The sequence below is a fragment of the Ideonella sp. P3_A4 genome, assembly GCF_056403075.1.
The window spans coordinates 1-17423 of the sequence record NZ_JBFUGE010000084.1 but is presented as its reverse complement, the minus strand read 5'-3'; the positions used below and the strand labels follow the sequence as shown (position 1 = coordinate 17423).

General features: G+C 68.6%; 18 protein-coding genes. 10 read left to right on the top strand and 8 right to left on the bottom strand.

The window, feature by feature from the left end; all coding sequences use genetic code 11:
* Nucleotides 1–544 (bottom strand): alcohol dehydrogenase catalytic domain-containing protein (locus tag AC1DYI_RS10940; RefSeq protein WP_477204135.1); only part of this gene is annotated, 544 nt, incomplete at its 3' end.
* 126 nt (nt 545–670) lie between these two features.
* Here AC1DYI_RS10940 and AC1DYI_RS10935 point away from each other — a divergent pair.
* On the top strand, nt 671–1639 hold the full coding sequence (locus AC1DYI_RS10935; protein WP_477204134.1) for a LysR family transcriptional regulator: 969 nt from the start codon (nt 671–673) through the stop codon (nt 1637–1639).
* A 17-nt stretch (nt 1640–1656) separates the two neighbouring features.
* Here the strand turns inward: AC1DYI_RS10935 and AC1DYI_RS10930 are convergent, their stop codons facing one another.
* Together AC1DYI_RS10930 and AC1DYI_RS10925 are read right to left on the bottom strand one after the other, a co-directional pair.
* Nucleotides 1657–2841: a DUF4382 domain-containing protein gene (locus AC1DYI_RS10930; protein ID WP_477204133.1), complete on the bottom strand. Its 1185-nt coding sequence runs from the start codon at nt 2839–2841 to the stop codon at nt 1657–1659.
* Nucleotides 2838–3698, bottom strand: a complete 861-nt coding sequence (locus AC1DYI_RS10925; RefSeq protein ID WP_477204132.1) for a DUF6502 family protein — start codon at nt 3696–3698, stop codon at nt 2838–2840. The genes AC1DYI_RS10930 and AC1DYI_RS10925 overlap by 4 nt, the downstream gene beginning before the upstream one ends.
* Nucleotides 3699–3932: 234 nt before the next feature.
* Here AC1DYI_RS10925 and AC1DYI_RS10920 point away from each other — a divergent pair, with 234 nt between their 5' ends.
* The 8 genes from AC1DYI_RS10920 to AC1DYI_RS10885 all read left to right on the top strand — a co-directional run bounded on the left by AC1DYI_RS10920 (nt 3933) and on the right by AC1DYI_RS10885 (nt 13075).
* Nucleotides 3933–5213, top strand: coding sequence for an efflux RND transporter periplasmic adaptor subunit (locus tag AC1DYI_RS10920; protein ID WP_477204131.1), 1281 nt, complete (start codon nt 3933–3935; stop codon nt 5211–5213).
* Nucleotides 5214–5252: 39 nt separating this feature from the next.
* Entirely contained in the window at nt 5253–5975 is a 723-nt protein-coding gene (locus AC1DYI_RS10915) for an ABC transporter ATP-binding protein (protein WP_477204130.1), read from the top strand.
* Nucleotides 5976–5977: 2 nt separating this feature from the next.
* Entirely contained in the window at nt 5978–7264 is a 1287-nt protein-coding gene (locus tag AC1DYI_RS10910; protein WP_477204129.1) for a TolC family outer membrane protein, read from the top strand.
* Nucleotides 7264–8565 (top strand): ABC transporter permease, encoded by a 1302-nt coding sequence (locus AC1DYI_RS10905; protein ID WP_477204128.1) that lies wholly within the window; start codon nt 7264–7266, stop codon nt 8563–8565. Before AC1DYI_RS10910 ends, AC1DYI_RS10905 begins: the two co-directional genes overlap by 1 nt.
* A gap of 24 nt (nt 8566–8589) precedes the next feature.
* Nucleotides 8590–9810 (top strand): ABC transporter permease, encoded by a 1221-nt coding sequence (locus AC1DYI_RS10900; RefSeq protein WP_477204127.1) that lies wholly within the window; start codon nt 8590–8592, stop codon nt 9808–9810.
* A 62-nt stretch (nt 9811–9872) separates the two neighbouring features.
* Nucleotides 9873–11237: a sigma-54-dependent transcriptional regulator gene (locus AC1DYI_RS10895; protein ID WP_477204126.1), complete on the top strand. Its 1365-nt coding sequence runs from the start codon at nt 9873–9875 to the stop codon at nt 11235–11237.
* Nucleotides 11238–11242: 5 nt separating this feature from the next.
* Complete coding sequence (locus AC1DYI_RS10890; RefSeq protein ID WP_477204125.1) at nt 11243–12625, top strand: sensor histidine kinase; 1383 nt, start codon at nt 11243–11245, stop codon at nt 12623–12625.
* Nucleotides 12626–12694: 69 nt separating this feature from the next.
* The gene (locus AC1DYI_RS10885) at nt 12695–13075 is read left to right on the top strand and encodes a hypothetical protein (RefSeq protein WP_477204124.1); all 381 of its coding nucleotides are present in this window, start codon (nt 12695–12697) and stop codon (nt 13073–13075) included.
* On the opposite strand, the gene AC1DYI_RS10880 is transcribed toward AC1DYI_RS10885, so the two are convergent.
* A complete protein-coding gene (locus AC1DYI_RS10880; RefSeq protein WP_477204123.1) occupies nt 13059–14303 on the bottom strand; it encodes a TFIIB-type zinc ribbon-containing protein in 1245 nt (414 codons plus the stop codon). The two genes, AC1DYI_RS10885 and AC1DYI_RS10880, sit on opposite strands and share 17 nt — an antisense overlap.
* Nucleotides 14304–14494: 191 nt before the next feature.
* Between AC1DYI_RS10880 and AC1DYI_RS10875 the strand changes: the two genes are divergently transcribed.
* Nucleotides 14495–14782: a hypothetical protein gene (locus tag AC1DYI_RS10875; protein WP_477204122.1), complete on the top strand. Its 288-nt coding sequence runs from the start codon at nt 14495–14497 to the stop codon at nt 14780–14782.
* Nucleotides 14783–14791: 9 nt separating this feature from the next.
* Here AC1DYI_RS10875 and AC1DYI_RS10870 read toward each other — a convergent pair whose 3' ends face one another.
* The 4 genes from AC1DYI_RS10870 to dcd all read right to left on the bottom strand — a co-directional run bounded on the left by AC1DYI_RS10870 (nt 14792) and on the right by dcd (nt 17340).
* Nucleotides 14792–15211 (bottom strand): DUF1801 domain-containing protein, encoded by a 420-nt coding sequence (locus AC1DYI_RS10870; protein ID WP_477204121.1) that lies wholly within the window; start codon nt 15209–15211, stop codon nt 14792–14794.
* 53 nt (nt 15212–15264) lie between these two features.
* Nucleotides 15265–16140 (bottom strand): KPN_02809 family neutral zinc metallopeptidase, encoded by an 876-nt coding sequence (ypfJ, locus tag AC1DYI_RS10865; protein WP_477204120.1) that lies wholly within the window; start codon nt 16138–16140, stop codon nt 15265–15267.
* Nucleotides 16141–16319: 179 nt separating this feature from the next.
* Nucleotides 16320–16640 (bottom strand): hypothetical protein, encoded by a 321-nt coding sequence (locus AC1DYI_RS10860; RefSeq protein ID WP_477204119.1) that lies wholly within the window; start codon nt 16638–16640, stop codon nt 16320–16322.
* 130 nt (nt 16641–16770) lie between these two features.
* The gene (gene dcd / locus AC1DYI_RS10855) at nt 16771–17340 is read right to left on the bottom strand and encodes a dCTP deaminase (protein WP_477204118.1); all 570 of its coding nucleotides are present in this window, start codon (nt 17338–17340) and stop codon (nt 16771–16773) included.
* Between the last annotated feature and the right edge of the window lie 83 nt (nt 17341–17423).

Genomic DNA, 17423 nt, shown 5'->3' with positions numbered 1-17423 from the left:
ATGCGGTACCGATCACCTCCAGCTTCGTCAGCTTGCGCGCCAACTGGACCAGGATTGAGCCGACACCGCCGGCGGCACCGACCACCAGCAGGCGTTGGCCTTCGCCGCCGCCGGGCGCGACGCCCAGGCGATCGAACAGCATCTCCCACGCGGTGATGGCGGTCAGCGGCAGGGCCGCGGCATGGGCGAAGTCCAGCTTGGCTGGCATGCGGCTGGCAATGCGCGCATCGACCACCTGGCGCTCGGCGTTGCTGCCTTGGCGGTCCAGCGCGCCGGCGTACCAGACGCGGTCGCCGACGGCAAAACCTTGAACCGCGCTGCCGACCGCCAGCACGGTGCCGGCGGCGTCCCAGCCCAGCACGCGGACTTGGCCTTCGGGCACCGGCATGCCGGCGCGCACCTTCACGTCGACCGGGTTGACGGACACGGCCTTCACCTGCACCAGCAGGTCGTGCGGCCCAGCGGTCGGCTCGGGCAGGTCGACCAGTTCCAGCGCGTCGGCGGCGCTCAGCGGTGCGGGGTGGCGGTGTGCAATGGCTTTCATGGTGATTCCTTCGATCAGGCAAATTCAAGTGACAACGGACGGCATCGTGCCGCGCCGGCCGTCAACAAACCAGGCGTGGCAGACTGCGTCACTCACAAACCACGTTTGTCAATTGAAGGAGCCGCGATGCCACGCCGCGCCCGTTCCGTGCCCACCCCTCAGCTGCCACTCGAACTGCCGTCGCTGCGCCTGGCGCTTCGCGTGGCTGAGCTGGGCAGCGTGGCCGCCGCTGCTCGCGAGGCCGATCTGCTGCCGGCCACCGCCACTGCAGCGGTGCGGCGACTGGAAACCCAGCTGGGCGCCGCCCTCTTCACCCGCAACACGCGCGCGCTGAAGGCCACCGTCGAAGGCGGCTTGTTCCTCGAACGTGCGCGCCATGCGTTGGCACTGCTGGACCAGGGCACTGCCGAGCTGCATGCGCCGCTGACGCAGGTGCGCGGCACGCTGCGGCTGTCGGTGTCGACCGACCTGGGGCTGCATGTGCTGCGGCCGATGCTGGACGAGTTCATGGCGCTGCACCCGCAGCTGCAGCTGGAACTGCGGGTCGGTGACCGCGTCAGCGACATCGGCCGCGAGCCGGTTGATGTGGCGCTGCGTTATGGCGCACCGACGTCGGGCGAGCAGATCGTGCGCTTGATGGCCGACAACACCGCGGTGCTGGTCGCCTCGCCGGCCTATCTGGCCCGCGCCGGCACGCCGCGCGATCCCACCGAACTGGCGGCGCACCACGGCATCGTGCTGCGGCTGTCGGGCCGGCCCGGCCATGTGTGGACGCTGTTTCGCGGCGAAGAGAGCGTCGATGTGCAGCCGCGCGTGCGGCGCTCGGCCGACAACGGCCTGCTGGCCCGGCTGTGGGCGCTGGACGGCCACGGCGTGGTGCTGAAGTCGCGGCTGGACGTGGCCGACGACCTGCTCGCTGGCAGGCTGGTGCGCGTGCTGCCGGGCTACGACAGCCAGCCCTACCAGCTGACGATGGTGTTCGCCCGCGGCACGCACCTGAGCGCGCGCATGAGGGCGCTGGCCGACTTTCTGCACCCGCGACTGCAGGCGCTGGCCGCCAGCGTCAGCGACGCCGCGTTGGCGTCGCTGCGCTGAACTGGCGCGCTAGGACATTACGGGAAGCTGAAGTTCACCGGCGGCACCACCAGGCGGGCGTCGATCGGCTGCGTCTTCAGCACCCCGTCGGACTCGGCCTCGAGCGTGTACAGGCCAGCCGCCGCAGCGTCGGCCGTGAAGGTGATCGAGGTCGGCGACGGCACGTAGGCCGTCTTCAGCGGCGCGTCGATCGGCACGGCCAGCACGTAGGCACCCGTCAGGCTGTCGACCAGGCCGAAGCTCACCTCCACCGTCGGGCCGGCGGTGAAGCTTTGCAGCGCGCGCACCGTCGCGGTGGCGGGCGCCAACGTCCCGACCACCGGGCGCAGGCCCAGCGGCGCCGGGCCCGGCACGATCGGCACCGTCGCACTGTTGACGTAGGTGTAGTCGACCGTGTCGGTCGGCACACCAGTCATCACCGCAGTGGCACGGCCTTCGGCGGTTATGACCAGGTCATAGGTGCCCACAGGCACCGGGTACAGCACGAACTTGCCATTGCCGTCAGGCGCGGTCGTCTTGACCGGCACGCCGTCGACCTGCACCGACACGCGCGTGTCGGCCATCGACAGCGACGTGTCGACATAGCCCACCACGCCCTGGCCCGCGGTCGTCACCAACGGAATGGCCTGGATCACCGGCTTGAGCTTGTACTTGCCCGAGTTGCCCGCCTTGACGACCGACTTGCAGGCGTCGAAGTCGAGCACCATGTCCAGCACCTGGCCCGCACCGACCGTCGTGTCGATGTTGATCTTCAGGCCGCTTTGCTGGCCGCTGGGCGTGTCGAGCGCGGTTTCGTCTTCACCGGTGGGCACCACCGAGTTGGCCAGCGGCGAAGCATGGTCGTTTTCGGCCAGCACCAAGCGCATCTGGCTGTAGTGGCCAGCCGTCAGCGGCAATTCGCCCAGCGACTCGACCACGCCGTTCTGCAGCGTCAGCAGGTCGACCCGGCGCACCGGGTTCAGCACCAGCTCGGACCAGCCGGCGTCGTTGTCGCCTGCCGATGCGCTGGTGTGCACCCGCACCTTCTCGATCGTGATGTTGACCTCGTCGTAGCCGCACGAAGGCGCATCGGTCAGGCCGATCCGCATCGTGCCAGTGCCGCCGATGCCACCGCCTCCACCGCTGCCGCCACCACCGCCGCAAGCCACCAACATCGACGTGACGATCCCGCCCAACAGGGCGCTCCAACAACGCAGCTTCATGATTCTTCTCCAATGAAATCCAGGTCCTGCTTCGATGAGCTGTCGAGCGGCTCTTCGAAGTAGTAGATGCCCAGCCCGACGCGCGCGGCGCGCGGCTCGGGGCCGTCTTCGGGCACGCCCGTGTCGTGCTCCAGCAGCCAGCTGTCCATGCGCTCCAGCAAGGCCTGAGCTTGCATCGCGGTGAGCTTGCGCAGTGCCGGCAATTGCGATGCCGCAATGCGGTGGTACATGACCTTGCGCTGGAAGCGCGGCGCGGTCTTGCCGTGGTCAATGTTGTGCTCAATCGTCGTGATCAGGTCGGCCACGTCGGCGCCGAGGATCGCCAGCTTGTCGGCCACGCTGGTGGCCGGCACGTAGGCGCGGGCCAGTGGCTCGATACGGCCGTCGCTGTGCCGGCGCACGGCGCCGACGCGCAGCAGCTCGTCCAGCACCGCGCGGGCTGGCACGTCGCCGCTGTGGCGGCGTACCAGCTCAGCGAAGCTGCGCGGCCCTTCGTCGCGCAGCCAGCGTGGTGAGCCGTCGCTCTCGGTGAAGTCGATGTCGCGCAGCCAGCCGGTCAGCACCCGGGCCGCGCGGTTGTAGCGCTCGCCGGGCTCCGCCTCATCGGCGGGCCGTTCGGCCAGCAGGCGGGCGACCTCTTTGCGGGTCAGCCCGGAGAGGATCGCCGCCCGCGACATCGACGGCGCCTTGCCCTCGATACCGAAGTCCTTCATCGCCACCTCCACAAACACGCGCTTGGCAATCTCTTCGAAAGCGATGAAGGACATGGATTGCCGCAACAACAGGCGGAACAGCGGTCGCAACAAGGTGGCGATCGCGGTTTCCAGAACCCGTTGAGCGCGTACCAGCGTGGTCATTGTTGGGAAAATTTTCCCAAATCTTTCGCCACACGGTCTTTGGGAGTTGTATGGGCATGTCACGGCCATGGTTGTCCGCGCCGGCTGTCCGGCGGAGTGTCCGCGGACAGTCCGACCGAGCCGATCACCTCTCTCAAGTCATTGATTTTTAAAGAGAAATATCCGCGACAGCTGCTGGTACGCCGCTTGCAAAAGAAGAGCCCATCCAGACGACCGAGCCGACCGCCGGACACCATGATTCGTGACACCTCTGCGCAAGACCGGGTGCTGACACCCCAACCGCTGTGGCAACGCCGCAAGACGGTGTTCATCGCTGCAGCCGGCGGGCTGGCCCTGGCGGGGCTGCTGGCCTGGGGCTGGCCGGCGCTGTCGCGCGGGCTGTCGTCGCAGAGTTCGGTCAGCCTGGGCCGGCTGTCGGTGGCCGAGGTCGCCCGCGGCCCGCTGACGCGCGATGTGGCCGGCGAAGGCAAGGTCGTCGCCGCCGTCAGCCCCACGCTGTATGCGGGCAGCGCCGGCACGGTGACGCTGGCTATCCAGGCCGGTGACCAGGTCAAGCGCGGGCAGGAACTGGCGCGCATCGCCAGCCCCGACCTGGCCGCCCGGCTGGCGCAAGAGCGCTCGAACGCCGATGCGTTGCAAAGCGAAGCGCTGCGCGCCGAAGCCGACGCGCGTCAGCAGCGCGCAATGGCGCAGGGCCAGCTCGACACGGCCGCAATCGCCTACAAGACCGCGCAGAACGAACTGGCGCGCCAGACCCAGGCCTTCGAGGCCGGCGCCACCGCCCGCGCGCAGGTCGACCAGGCCCGCGACGCGGTCGACCGCGCCCAGGTTGCGCTGAAGCAGGCCAAGGAGTTGCTGAACCTGAAGGACGACGCGATGCGCTTCGAGCTGCAGGCCAAGCACCAGGCCTTCGAGCGCCAGCAGTTGATGGTCAAGGACATCGTGCGCCAGAGCGACGAGCTGACCGTGCGCTCGCCGGTCGACGGCCAGGTCGGCCAGCTGTTCATCAGCGACCGCATGAGCGTGGCCAAGGACGCCAAGCTGCTGACCGTGGTCGACCTGTCGCAGCTCGAGGTGCAGATGCAGGTGGCCGAGAGCTTTGCCCGCGAACTGCAGCCCGGCATGCCCGGCGAGATCAGCGGCAACGGCCAGCGCTGGAAAGGCAAGGTCAGCTCGGTCTCGCCCGAGGTCGTCAACAACGAGGTCGCCGCGCGCCTGCGTTTCGATGGCGCGCTGCCTGAGCAACTGCGCCAAAACCAGCGCCTGTCGGTGCGCGTGCTGCTGGACCAGCGGGACAACGTGCTGACCGTCGCCCGCGGCAGCTTCGTCGACGAGGGCGGCGGCCGCGTCGCCTACGTGCTGCACGACGGCGTCGCCGAAAAGCGCGCCATCAAGCTCGGCGCGCAAAGCCTGGCCAAGGTCGAGATCCTCGAGGGCTTGAAGCCCGGCGAGCAGGTCGTGATCTCCGGCACCGACAACTTCCGCGGCGCCGAGCGCGTCGTGGTCAGCCCCTGAACCCCACACCCGATTCAAGAGAGAGACGAGGAACCCGCCATGCTGAAAATGCAGTCCCTGTCCAAGGTCTATCGCACCGAGATGGTCGAGACCTACGCGCTGCGCAACTTCGATCTCGAGGTGAAAGCCGGCGAGTTCGTCGCCGTCACCGGCCCGTCGGGCTCGGGCAAGACCACCTTCCTGACCATCGCCGGCCTGCTCGAAGCCTTCACCGGCGGCCGTTACGAGCTCGACGGCATCGACGTCAGCCGCATGGCCGACGACGAGCGCTCGCGCATCCGCAACCAGAAGATCGGTTTCATCTTCCAGGCCTTCAACCTGATCCCGGACCTGAACGTGATCGACAACATCGAGGTGCCGCTGCGCTATCGCGGGCTGCCGAACGCTGAGCGCCGCGAGCGGGCCGCCGATGCGCTGGCCCGCGTGGGCCTGTCGGCGCGCGCCAAGCACTACCCGAGCGAGTTGTCGGGTGGCCAGCAGCAGCGCGTGGCGATCGCCCGCGCACTGGCTGGCAGCCCGAAGCTGCTGCTGGCCGACGAGCCCACCGGCAACCTCGACAGCCAGATGGCCCGCAGCGTGATGGACCTGCTGGAAGAGCTGCACCTCGAAGGCGCGACGATCGTGATGGTCACGCACGACCCGCAGCTGGCCGCTCGTGCACAGCGCAACGTGCATGTGATCGACGGCCAGGTGGTCGACATCGCGGCCGAGTTGCACATCGATCCAGCGCTGCTGCGCCCGCGCACGGCTGCGGCTTCTTGACGATGCGCTTTCGTTTCGTCATCACCGCGCTGGCGCTGGCCTGCGCACAAGCCGCGTCGGCCGAAGACCTGTTGCAGGTCTACGCCCAGGCACGCGCGGCCGACCCGGTGCTGGCCTCGGCCGACGCACAGCGCGGCGTGCAGCGCGAGCTGGCCGTGCAGGCCCGCGCGGCGCTGTTGCCGCAGTGGCAGYTGAACGCCACCGAAACCCGCGACCAGCAAGACGGCTCACGCAGCCGCGAGCTCGGCAGCAGCATCAGCCAGACCTTGTTCGATCTGGGCAAGCTGCGTAGTTGGGACGCCGAACGAACACTCGAATCGGCGCAAGACCTGCGCGTGCGTGCTGCCGAGCAGGCCTTGTGCGCCCGCGTGGCCACGGCCTATTTCGGCGTGCTGTCGGCCCAGGCGGCGCTCGCGACCACCAAGGCCAACGAAGACGCGTTCGCGGCGCAGGTGGCGCAGGCGCAAAAGCGTTTCGACGCCGGCCTGTCGGCGCAGGTCGATGTCGAGCAGGCCCGCGCGTACCACGCGCTGGCGCGCGGTAGCACGGTGCAGGCGCAGCAGGCGCTGGCCGACGCGCGTGAGGCGCTGGCCCAGATCACTGGTCAGACGCCCGGTGACCTGCGTGCGCTGGCGCCCGAGCTGCCGGCCCTGTTGCCCGAGCCGGCACAGCCGCAGGCCTGGGTCGACCAGGCCTTGCGTGCCAACCCGCAGTTGCTGTCGCAATCGCGCGTGGTCGACGCCAGCGAGCAGCGCATCGGCGCCGCTCGCGCCGCACACTGGCCCACGCTCAGCGCCGGGTTGGACAGCGCGCGCGCCAGCGGCGCCGGCATCAGCGACGAACAGCGCCGCGGCGGCACGCAGTTCGCGTTGCGGCTCACGGTGCCGCTGTTCGCCGGCGGTGCCACGCAATCGCAACTGCGCCAGGCCGGCTACCAACGCGACCTGGCCCGCGACGACTACGAAATCGCCCGCCGCGCGCTGATGCGCGAAACCCAGGCGCAGTACCAGGCCGTGGCTTCGGGCGTGATGCTGCTCGAAAGCACCCGCGCCGCGGTGAACGCGGCCGACCAGGCGCTGGCCTCGACCCGCGCCGGCCAGGGCTTGGGCACGCGCACGATGACCGATCTGCTGCTGGCGATCCAGACCCAGGCCGCGGCGCAGAACGCGCACGACCAGGCACGCCACGGCTATGTGCTGGCCCGGCTGCTGCTGCAGCAAGCCGCCGGAGCGCTCGGCGAGCCCGAGCTGGCCGCCGTCAACCAACTGCTCTTGAAGGGGACCCTCTGATGCTCGCCTACTACTTCGACCTCGCGCTGCGCAGCTTCAAGTCGGCCCGCGCCCTGAGCGTGCTGATGGTGCTCGCCCTCGGGCTTGGCATCGGCGCCTGCATGACCACGCTGACGGTCTACAAGGTACTCGCCGGCGACCCGATCCCGCAAAAGAGCGAGCGCCTGTTCAACGTGCAGATCGACGCCGGCAACATGATTGGCTACCAGGCCGGCCAGGAACCCATCTTCCAGCTCAGCCGCTTCGACGCCGAGGCGTTGATGCGCGCCAAGCATGCCAAGCGCCAGGTGATGATGAGTGGCGCCAACGTGCCGGTGCAGCCCGAATCGGCCTCGATCAAGCCCTTCTTTTCGGTCGCGCGCTACGCCACGGCCGACTTCTTCGCGATGTTCGACGCGCCCTTCCTCTACGGCAGCGGTTGGGACGCCCAGGCTGATGCGAGCGAGGCACGCGTCGCGGTGATCACGTCCGAGCTGAACGAGAAACTCTTCGGCGGCGAGAACAGCGTCGGTCGCGAGGTGCAGATCCGCAGCGTCGCCTTTCGCATCGTCGGCGTGCTCAAGCCCTGGAAGCCAGTGCCGCACTTCTACGACATGACGATGGGCATGACCGAGTACGAGCAGGTGCTGCTGCCCTTCTCCACCGCGATGGGCCTGAAGTTCGGCACCTCGGGCAACATGGACTGCTGGGGCAGTTCGAATGGCCAAGGGCCGCGCGAAATGAACTCGCCCTGCGCGTGGGTCCAGTACTGGGTCGAGCTCGAGTCGGCCGACCAGGCGCCGGCCTTCCGCGACTATCTCGTCCAGTATTCCGAAGAGCAGCGGCGCGCCGGCCGCTTCGAGCGCCCGTCCAACGTGCGCCTGCGCAATGTGACCGACTGGTTGACCTTCCAGAAGGCGCTGCCCAGCGACGTGCGGCTGCAGGTCTGGCTGGCGTTCGGGTTCCTTCTCGTGTGCCTCACGAACACCGTCGGCCTGCTGCTGGCCAAGTGCCTGCGCCGCTCCGGCGAGATCGGCGTGCGCCGCGCGCTGGGTGCCACCCGGCGAGACGTGTTCGCGCAATTCCTGGTCGAAGCGGGAACGATCGGCGTTGCCGGCGGCGTGCTGGGCCTGGTGCTGGCCATGCTCGGCCTGTGGCTGGTGCAGCACAGCCCGGCCGAATACGCGCCACTGGTGCGCATGGATTGGCCGATGCTTTCGTTGACGCTGCTGCTGGCACTCGCCTCCAGCCTGGTCGCCGGCCTGCTGCCCGCGTGGCGCGCCGCCCACGTGACGCCTGCACAGCAACTCAAGACGCAATAAGAACGCCCACCAGGAGCCACAGCCATGGACATCCTTCCCATCCTCTCCACGCTGCGCCGGCACAAGACCGCCGCCAGCCTGATCGTGCTGGAGATCGCACTGACCAGCGCCATCGTCTGCAATGCGCTGCACTTGATCAGCCAGCGCATCGACACGCTGAACCACGACAGCGGCCTGCCCGAATCCGAGCTCGTCGTGATCGGCGTGCGGGGCACCGGCGGCAACGCCGACCCCGATGAGCTGACCACGCGCGACCTGACGGCCATCCGCCAGTTGCCCGGCGTGAAGAGCGCCACGGTGGTGAACCAGGTGATCTACGGTCGCAACAGCAACAACACCGACGTGCGCCGGCCGGCCGACAAGAACAGTCCCCGCTATTCCAGCTCCATGTACGCCGTCGGCGAGCAGGGGCTGGACAGCATGGGACTGAAGCTGGTCGCAGGGCGCGACTTCAGGCCGGAGGAATACCAACTCGGCACCGAGATCGACAAGCAGACCGATCCGACAGTCGGCCAGGTCATCATCAACCGCGAGCTGGCCGAGAAACTCTTTCCTGGTGAATCGCCGCTGGGTCAGTCGATCTACGCCTACACCGACAACCCGTCGGTGRTGATCGGCGTCGCCGAGCGGCTGACCCATCCGTATCCCGGCAAGGCGCGCCACGACAACGAAGGCTTTGCCATGGTGCTTCCGCTGCGCGCCACCTTCCGCGGCGGCGACTACCTCATTCGCACCGAGCCCACCCAGCGCGACGCCGTGCTGAAGGCCGCCGCAGCCGCGATCGAGCACAACGACCCGTCGCGCATCGTGACCAACACCAAGACCCTCGCCGAGATGCACGCCAGCTACTACGCCCAGGATCGCGCCATGGTCTGGCTGATGGGCGGCGTGATCGTGGCGCTGCTGGTGGTCACCGCGTTCGGCATCGTCGGCCTGGCCAGCTTCTGGGTCCAGCAGCGCACGCGGATGATCGGCACCCGCCGCGCGATGGGCGCCACACGCGGCCAGATCCTGCGCTACTTCCAGCTCGAGAACTTCCTGCTGTCGACGGTCGGCATCGTGCTGGGCATGGGCGGCGCGTTCAGCTTGAGTCTGGTGCTGATGGCGAGCTACGAGATGCCGCGGCTGCCCCTGCTCTACCTGCCGATCGGCGCGTTGGCGCTGTGGGCGCTGGGCCAGATCGCGGTGCTCGCGCCGGCCCGCCGCGCCGCGGCGCTACCGCCGGTGGCGGCGCTGCGCAGCTGATGCACGCGATGAGGGCTTGCGCGCTGCGACAGCGGCGTATCGGTTGATATGCTCGCCGCCTCATGCACACCGTCCTGATCATCGACGACAACCCGGGCGTCGGCGAAGCCCTCGCGCTGTTGCTGTCGCTGCGCGACATCAAGGCCTTGTACGCAGCCACGCCGGACGACGGCCTGGCACTGCTGACCCGCCAACCGGTCGACCTGGTGATCCAGGACATGAACTTCAGTGCCGACACCACGTCGGGCGAAGAAGGCGTGGTGCTGTTTCGCGCACTGCGCCAGCGCAGCCCCGACCTGCCGGTGATCCTGCTGACCGCGTGGACGCGATTGGAGAGTGCGGTCGAGCTGGTCAAGGCCGGTGCCGCTGACTACCTGGCCAAGCCGTGGGACGACGCGAAGCTGCTGGCCACGGTGCAGAACCTGCTGGAGCTGGGCGACACGACCCGCGAGCTGAGCCGCGCGCGGCAAGAGCGCCGGGCGCGACGCGACGCGCTGCTGCAGCGCCTGGACATCGACGGCCTGGTCTTCCAGTCCGAAGCGATGCTGTCGATGCTGGAGCTGGCGGCCCAGGTCGCGCGCACCGAGCTGCCGGTGCTGGTGACTGGGCCAAACGGCAGTGGCAAGGAGCACGTGGCGACGATCCTGCATGCCAACTCGGCGCGCAAGGCCTTGCCCTTCGTTGCGCTGAACTGCGGCGCGCTGCCGGCCGAGTTGATCGAAGCCGAGCTGTTCGGCGCCGACAGCGGCGCCTACACCGGTGCCCACCGCGCGCGTGAGGGCCGCTTCGAGGCCGCGCATGGCGGCACGCTGTTCCTCGACGAGATCGGCAACCTGCCGCTGGCCGGCCAGGTCAAGCTGCTGCGGGTGCTGGAGACCGGCCGCTTCGAGCGCCTGGGGTCGAGCAAGACACGCGAATCGAAGGTGCGCATCGTCAGCGCGACCAACGCCGACCTGCGGGCCATGGTCGCGGCCGGCACCTTCCGCGAAGACCTTTACTACCGGCTCAACGTGTTCGAACTGCGCGTGCCGCCATTGGCGCAAAGGCGTGACGACGTGCTGCCATTGGCGATCCACTTTCTCGGCGGCGACGCAAAGCGCCTGGGCGACGCGGCGCGCGACGCGCTGCTGGCCCACCCATGGCCCGGCAACGTGCGCGAGTTGAAGAACGTGATGGCCCGCGCTGCGCTGCTGGCCGGCGACGGCGCGATCCTGCCAGTCCACCTGCAGATCGAAGTGCCGGCCAAGTCCGCTGCGCCGCGTGATCTCAACGAGCCCAGCCGCGAGGCCGTGCTGGCCGCACTGGCCGATGCCCACGGCGTGGTCAGCCGCGCGGCGCAGGCGCTGGGTCTGTCGCGCCAGGCGCTGTACCGGCGCATGGAGCGCTACGGCCTGGCGACCGAGGCTGGCCCCGGCTCGACGTCCTGACACGCATGGTCTCTCGCGGGCCGAATCACAACCTGCAGACGCGGTTGGCGCTGCTGCTGCTGGCGGTCGTCGTGCTGGCAGGGCTGCTGCACGCAGCGCTGGTGCAGTGGCCACTGCCTTCGTTGCTGGTGCTGCTGCACCGCCGGCTGGGCTGGAACGTCAGCGCACCATTGCCCGGCAGTGCCGCGGCGCTGGGCTGGACGCTGCTGTTGCTGCTGCCCTTCGTGTTCGCGTTGTCTGCCTACGCCACAGCGCCACTGCAGCGCCTGTTGCGCGCACTGCAAGGTGCCGTGCTGAGTTACCGCGAAGGCGACTTCAGCATGTCGATCCGCGCGCAGGGCCAGGGCGAACTGGGCGAACTGCTGCGCCTGCACAGTGAGCTGGGCCAGGCATTGCGCGAGCAGCGCCATCAACTCGCCCAACGTGAGCTGCTGCTGGACACCGTGGTGCAGAACACGCCGCTGGCGCTGATGCTGTGCGATGCCTTGGGCCTGATCGTCTACGCGAACATCGCCGCCCGGCAGTTGCTGGCACAAGGCCGGTCGCTGGTCGGCACGCAGCTGGACACATTGCTGGCCGACGCACCCACTGACCTGCGCGACGCGGTGGCCAGCCAGCAGGACCAGCTGTTCTCGATCGCCGACGACAGTGGCCACGAAGAGCACTTTCACCTGTCGCAGCGTTCGCTGCTGCTGCAGGGCACGCCGCACCGGCTGCTGCTGCTGCGGCGCATGACGCGTGAACTGGCGCGCGAAGAGGTGGCGAGCTGGAAACGCGTGATCCGCGTCATCAGCCACGAGCTCAACAACTCGCTGGCGCCGATCTCTTCGCTGGCACACAGCGGCGCCGAGCTGGCACGCCGCGGCCAAGCCGAAAAGCTGCCGCAGGTCTTCGACAGCATCGGTGGCCGTGCAGCCCACCTGCACAGCTTCCTCTCAAGCTACGCACAGTTCGCCAAGCTGCCGCAGCCTCGCATCGAGCCGGTCGACTGGCCCGACTTCCTGGCGCGCCTGGGTGGGCACAGCCAGTTCCGCTTGGAAGGTGATGCCCCCACCACGCCGTCACGCTTCGACGCCGGGCAGATCGAGCAGGCGCTGATCAACCTGCTGAAGAACGCGCACGAGTCGGGCAGCGCGGCCGATGGAGTGACGCTGGGCGTTGCGGCCAACGTCAACGAAACTCGTTTCACGGTCGCCGATCGCGGCCCCGGCATGAGCGAGGCCGTGCTGGCCCAGGCCCTGCTGCCGTTCTACTCGACCAAACGCAGCGGCACCGGGCTCGGCCTCGCGCTCGCCCGCGAAATCGCCGAAGCGCATGGCGGCCGCATCGCGCTGGCCAATCGCGAAGGTGGCGGGTTGGTCGTGACCTTGGTGCTACCGGCCGGGTGAACGCCCAAGCGTTGCATGTGCCCCCGGCGTTATGCTTGCCGTTCCCACTCACTCGAAGTTGCCCGCACCATGTTGATCGTGATCACCGGTGGCGTTCTCGCCCTGCTGGGTTTCTTGTCGGCCGTGGTCCTGGTGACTGCGCCGATGGGCTGGCTGGCAGCAACACCGGGCCTGACGCTGTGGGTCCTGTTCCCGCTGTTCACGCTGATCGGCTACGGCCTGCTGGCCGTTGGCAGTCGTGACCCGGCCGTGCGCGTGCCCACGCGGTTGCTTGGCGGCGGCCTGCTGCTCTTGGCGCTGCTGGCCGCGATCGGCTTGATGGCCAGCGGCGCGGGCTTTCTGCAACTGCACGGCGACAGCAGCGCGCCGCTTTGGTACGTGCTGGTGCTGGGCGGCGTGATCGGCGGGGTGGGCAGTGCCACCTCCGGCAGCGTCAGCCGAAGCGCCTGAACACCACGTCGCGGTAGGCGCGATAGAAGAACGCGAAGACGAACGTCGCGATCGCCGAGAGGCTGACGTACATCCCGATCAGCAGCACCGACGCGGCCCCTTCGCCGCGGCCGAACCAGAAGCTCGGCACCGCGGCGATCAACATGGCTGCGAAGTAGGCTCGGCGCTCGCCTAGCCAGCGCGCCAAACCGCTGAAGCCCACGAACGCCATCAACATGATGGCGGCAAAAACCTGCCAACGACCGATGTCCGACAGGGTGGCCGCCGGGGGGCCTGTTCGCTTGGGGTCGAGCAGGCCGGTGAAGACACTGATCACCAGAGCGGTCGACAGCACCAACAGCATCAGCAACGGCAGCCAGCCGCCCAGCATCACACCGTGAAGGCGCGAAGGGGCCGCAGGCGCTTGCTCGACCCGCGGGACAGGCTGCCGGTGCGTGCTGGGGTAGCGGGCCAGCCGGCGAGCCTCGACGGCGGCCAATTCCGCCAGCTCGGCCTCGGCCGAGTCGAGCAGCGGGTCGATGTCCGGCAGGTCGTGCGCGACGACCATGTGCCCACAGCGCGAGCAGCTGATCTCGCGGCCAGGATCCAGCGGCGCGCCGCAGCCGCGGCAGGGCCAGTTCAGGTGCCGGCCCAGGCCCTGCGGCGAAGCGGCCATCAACTCGGCCCGCGGCCGCAGCGAATGTGCCAGCCGCGGCAGGTCGAGCACCAGCAACGGCGTGCGGCAAAAGCGGCACTGGTCGTCGCTGGCCGCTGCCGGGGCGCCACAGTTCAGGCAGTGCAGCGCGAGCTTCTCTTCGGCAAGCGCGCGGCGCTCGGCCAGGCCGGGCGGCCTGACAAGGCCCCGCTCCGACAGCAAGCCGCTGTGGCTGTGCAGATGGCCGTGCCCATGGCGGCATTCGAGGACCGCGAAGAGGCCAAAACGCGTCCGGTTCTGCACCGGCCTCAACCGCGCCGTGCAAATCGGGCAAGCGGGATGCTCGACCTGTGCGTCGGTCAACGGCTGCGTCGCCGACGTCTCCATCACCCGCAGCAGCCGCACCCAGCCCAGGGCCTCCAGATGCACCGATTCGAACCTGTCGAACCAGACCAGCCGGCAGCCCGCGCACTGCTCCACCGTGACCGGTGCACCTTTGTGCGACGGCAGGGCCAGCTCCTGCATCGGCACTCGGCAGCGCGGACAGCCCATCAGCGGGCGGGGGGTCTCGTCAGCGGTCGTCGTCGGCGTCACGGCGGGCATTCTCAGCGAGGCTTGTGCCGGCACGCGCTGGCCGCCCGAGCCGAAATCCAGACCGAGCGTGAAACCCGACTCAGCCGCTTGCAGGTGTCCCGCAAATGGGTGATCCGTCCCCCCAAACTGAATCTGACACGAAACTGACAACGGCGCTACGATCTGGCCCAAGCAGTCGCCGGGAGCCCGCCATGAACCTCGCTCAACTGTCCGCAATGAAGGCCTGGATGGTGACGCACCGCCAACGCGTGCCGATCGAATACCACACCTGGGACGCGGTGCTGACGCTGTGGCTGATGGGCTGGATGGGCGCGCCGGCCTTTATCGTGCTGGACGATTTGTGGGCAGTGCTGGGATGCGTGGCGCTGTTCTTCGCGCCGCTGGCCTACCTTCGGTTGCGGCGTCGGCTGCACCAGCGCCAACGGCTGCGCTGCGACTGGCTGGAGGTGGTCCAGCCCTCGACCCGTTCGACGGCCTGAGCCGCGGTTTCAGCGGGGCTCGGCGTCGGTGCCCGGCAGCTCGCGCGGCAGGCCGGCACGCTCGTCCTGCGGGGCACGGGCCACGCTGGCAGCGACCAGCATCTGCACCTGCACCACGTCGACCGGCTGGCTCAGACGGCACTTGTAGCTGCGTGCGCCCCGGCCGCTGCCTTCCATCGGTGCCAGGCCGTCCGGCAGCAGGTGGCCGTTGAATATCTGCAGGCTGACATGGCTGCGGTGCGGCGCAATCGCCAGCAATGGCGCACCGGCCCAGACAAACACCAACTGGCCCCAACGGATGATTTCGTTCAGCGCCGGCTCGGCCTCGCGCACCGCGGCGCGCAGCGCCTGCGCGACCTCGCGCTGAGCTTCGGGCTGGAAGTCCAGCCAGGCCGATACCAGGGCTTTGGAGCGAGGGCCAGTGCGCATGATCGAGGCGGGCTCCAGCAGTGCGCGTTGCGGTTGAAAGCGCGGCGAGGTCGCTAGAGCTGCCGCGACTGGAAGGTGTCGCAGTCCTGCACCTTGCCACTGTCGAGCCCACGGCGGAACCAGGCCACCCGCTGCGCGCTGGTGCCGTGGGTGAATTTTTCGGGCACCACATGGCCCTGCGATTGGCGCTGCAGCGCGTCGTCGCCGATGCGCGAGGCGGCGTTCAGCGCCTCTTCGGCATCACCGGCTTCAAGGATCTGCCGCGCGTTGTTGGCATGGTGGCCCCAGACGCCGGCGAAACAGTCGGCCTGCAACTCCACCCGCACCGACAACGCATTGGCCTGCGCCTCGCTGCCGCGGCCGCGGCGCTGCTCGACCTTTTCGCTGATGCCCATCAGGTTCTGCACATGGTGGCCCACCTCGTGGGCAATCACGTAGGCCTGGGCAAAGTCGCCCGGCGCGCCGAGCTGGCGGCGCAGGGTTTCGTAAAAGGCCAGGTCGATGTAGACCTTTTGGTCGCCCGGGCAATAGAACGGCCCCATCGCCGATTGGCCCTGTCCACACGCCGTGCGGGTGGCGCCGCGGAACAGGACCAGCTTGGGCGGCTGGTAGCGGCCGCCCGCCTGCTGGAACAGCTGGGTCCAAACGTCTTCGGTATCGGCCAGCACGGTCGAGACGAAGGCGGCTTCCTTGTCGTTGGCCGGTGGGGCGTGAGCGGGTGCCTGCGTCGTCGCTGGGCCGGCGCTGGGATCACCGCTGAGCAGGCCCAGTATCGTCAGCGGGTTGATGCCGAAGATCCAGCCGGCCACGACGGCCACCGCCACCGTGCCCAGGCCGACCCCGCCGCCCAGACGTAATCCACCACCGCCGCCTCCGCCATCACGGCGGTCTTCGACGTTGTCGCTCTGTCGGTTGCCTTCCCAGCGCATGGCACCATCCCCCACGGTTATCAGGCGCCGGGCCCATACCCTGGTTGGCCTTTGTCACAAGCAGCGACCCACACGGGTCTCGTCCGAGGCATGGGCAAGAGGCGCGCCATGGTCCCAGGCCGGCCGTCCAGCAGGGCGCGGCCCGACTGAGCGGGCCGATCAGCCGATTGTGAAACTTTTTATGACAAGTTGCGCTGTGCCGAACCGCTGTAGTGGCAGGCATGGAACAGCTGCAGGGCCAATTGGCGCAGCGCGGGGTCGCTGCTGGCATGGGCCAGCGCGATGCGCTCGTAGGCGTAGAGCCGGTCGAAGCACATGCGGGTGATCTGCACCGGGTGGCCTTCAGTCGCCATCAGGGCGTGGAAACGCTGCAGGGCCTGAACACCGGCTTCGCCGCCGGCGGCCCCCAACGGCAAGCTGGCCAGCGCCTCGGTGTCCAGGCCGGCCACGAAGGGCAGGCGGGCGCGCGAGGGGGTATGGGCAACAGTGGTCGTCGGCATCGCAGTCTCCTGAAAGCACATGGCTTGGGGCCATGCTGCTGCGATGGTGCGCTGGATGTCGGCCGAGCGATCGGCCGAACAACGGCCGAATCAGGCCGGAAAAGCGGATCCTGCCGGGTTCGGCCCCGGTTCAGGTCTTGGGCAGCGTGACGCCCCGCTGGCCCTGGTACTTGCCGCCGCGGTCGGCGTAGCTGGTCTCGCAAACCTCGTCGCTCTCGAAGAACAGCACCTGCGCGCAGCCTTCGCCCGCGTAGATCTTGGCCGGCAGCGGCGTGGTGTTGCTGAACTCCAGCGTCACGTAACCTTCCCATTCCGGCTCGAACGGGGTCACGTTGACGATGATGCCGCAGCGGGCATAGGTGCTCTTGCCCAGGCAGATCGTCAGCACGCTGCGCGGGATGCGGAAGTACTCGACCGTGCGCGCCAGCGCGAAGCTGTTGGGCGGGATGATGCAGACATCGCTCTCGATGTCGACAAAGCTCTTCTCGTCGAAGTTCTTCGGGTCGACCACCGTCGAGTGGATGTTGGTGAAGACCTTGAATTCGCGTGCACAGCGAATGTCGTAGCCGTAGCTCGAGGTGCCGTAGCTGACGATCTTGTGGCCGTCGGGCGCGTTGCGCACCTGGCCCGGCTCGAACGGCTCGATCATGCCGGTCTGCTCGGCCATGCGCCGGATCCACTTGTCGCTCTTGATGCTCATCGGATGGGGCCTTCAGGTAAGCCTGAATTCTCTCATCGCACCGGGGCCGCCTTGTCGAGTTGTGCCTCCAGACGGCTCAGGTG

Bases quoted from the DNA above. Each gene is read 5' to 3' on its own strand.
- AC1DYI_RS10925 (WP_477204132.1), bottom strand. From the start codon at position 3,698: ATGACCACGCTGGTACGCGCTCAACGGGTTCTGGAAACCGCGATCGCC.
- AC1DYI_RS10890 (WP_477204125.1), top strand. From the start codon at position 11,243: ATGGTCTCTCGCGGGCCGAATCACAACCTGCAGACGCGGTTGGCGCTG.
- AC1DYI_RS10920 (WP_477204131.1), top strand. From the start codon at position 3,933: ATGATTCGTGACACCTCTGCGCAAGACCGGGTGCTGACACCCCAACCG.
- AC1DYI_RS10905 (WP_477204128.1), top strand. From the start codon at position 7,264: ATGCTCGCCTACTACTTCGACCTCGCGCTGCGCAGCTTCAAGTCGGCC.
- AC1DYI_RS10860 (WP_477204119.1), bottom strand. From the start codon at position 16,640: ATGCCGACGACCACTGTTGCCCATACCCCCTCGCGCGCCCGCCTGCCC.
- AC1DYI_RS10915 (WP_477204130.1), top strand. From the start codon at position 5,253: ATGCTGAAAATGCAGTCCCTGTCCAAGGTCTATCGCACCGAGATGGTC.
- AC1DYI_RS10935 (WP_477204134.1), top strand. From the start codon at position 671: ATGCCACGCCGCGCCCGTTCCGTGCCCACCCCTCAGCTGCCACTCGAA.
- dcd (WP_477204118.1), bottom strand. From the start codon at position 17,340: ATGAGCATCAAGAGCGACAAGTGGATCCGGCGCATGGCCGAGCAGACC.
- AC1DYI_RS10885 (WP_477204124.1), top strand. From the start codon at position 12,695: ATGTTGATCGTGATCACCGGTGGCGTTCTCGCCCTGCTGGGTTTCTTG.
- ypfJ (WP_477204120.1), bottom strand. From the start codon at position 16,140: ATGCGCTGGGAAGGCAACCGACAGAGCGACAACGTCGAAGACCGCCGT.
- AC1DYI_RS10870 (WP_477204121.1), bottom strand. From the start codon at position 15,211: ATGCGCACTGGCCCTCGCTCCAAAGCCCTGGTATCGGCCTGGCTGGAC.
- AC1DYI_RS10895 (WP_477204126.1), top strand. From the start codon at position 9,873: ATGCACACCGTCCTGATCATCGACGACAACCCGGGCGTCGGCGAAGCC.
- AC1DYI_RS10875 (WP_477204122.1), top strand. From the start codon at position 14,495: ATGAACCTCGCTCAACTGTCCGCAATGAAGGCCTGGATGGTGACGCAC.
- AC1DYI_RS10930 (WP_477204133.1), bottom strand. From the start codon at position 2,841: ATGAAGCTGCGTTGTTGGAGCGCCCTGTTGGGCGGGATCGTCACGTCG.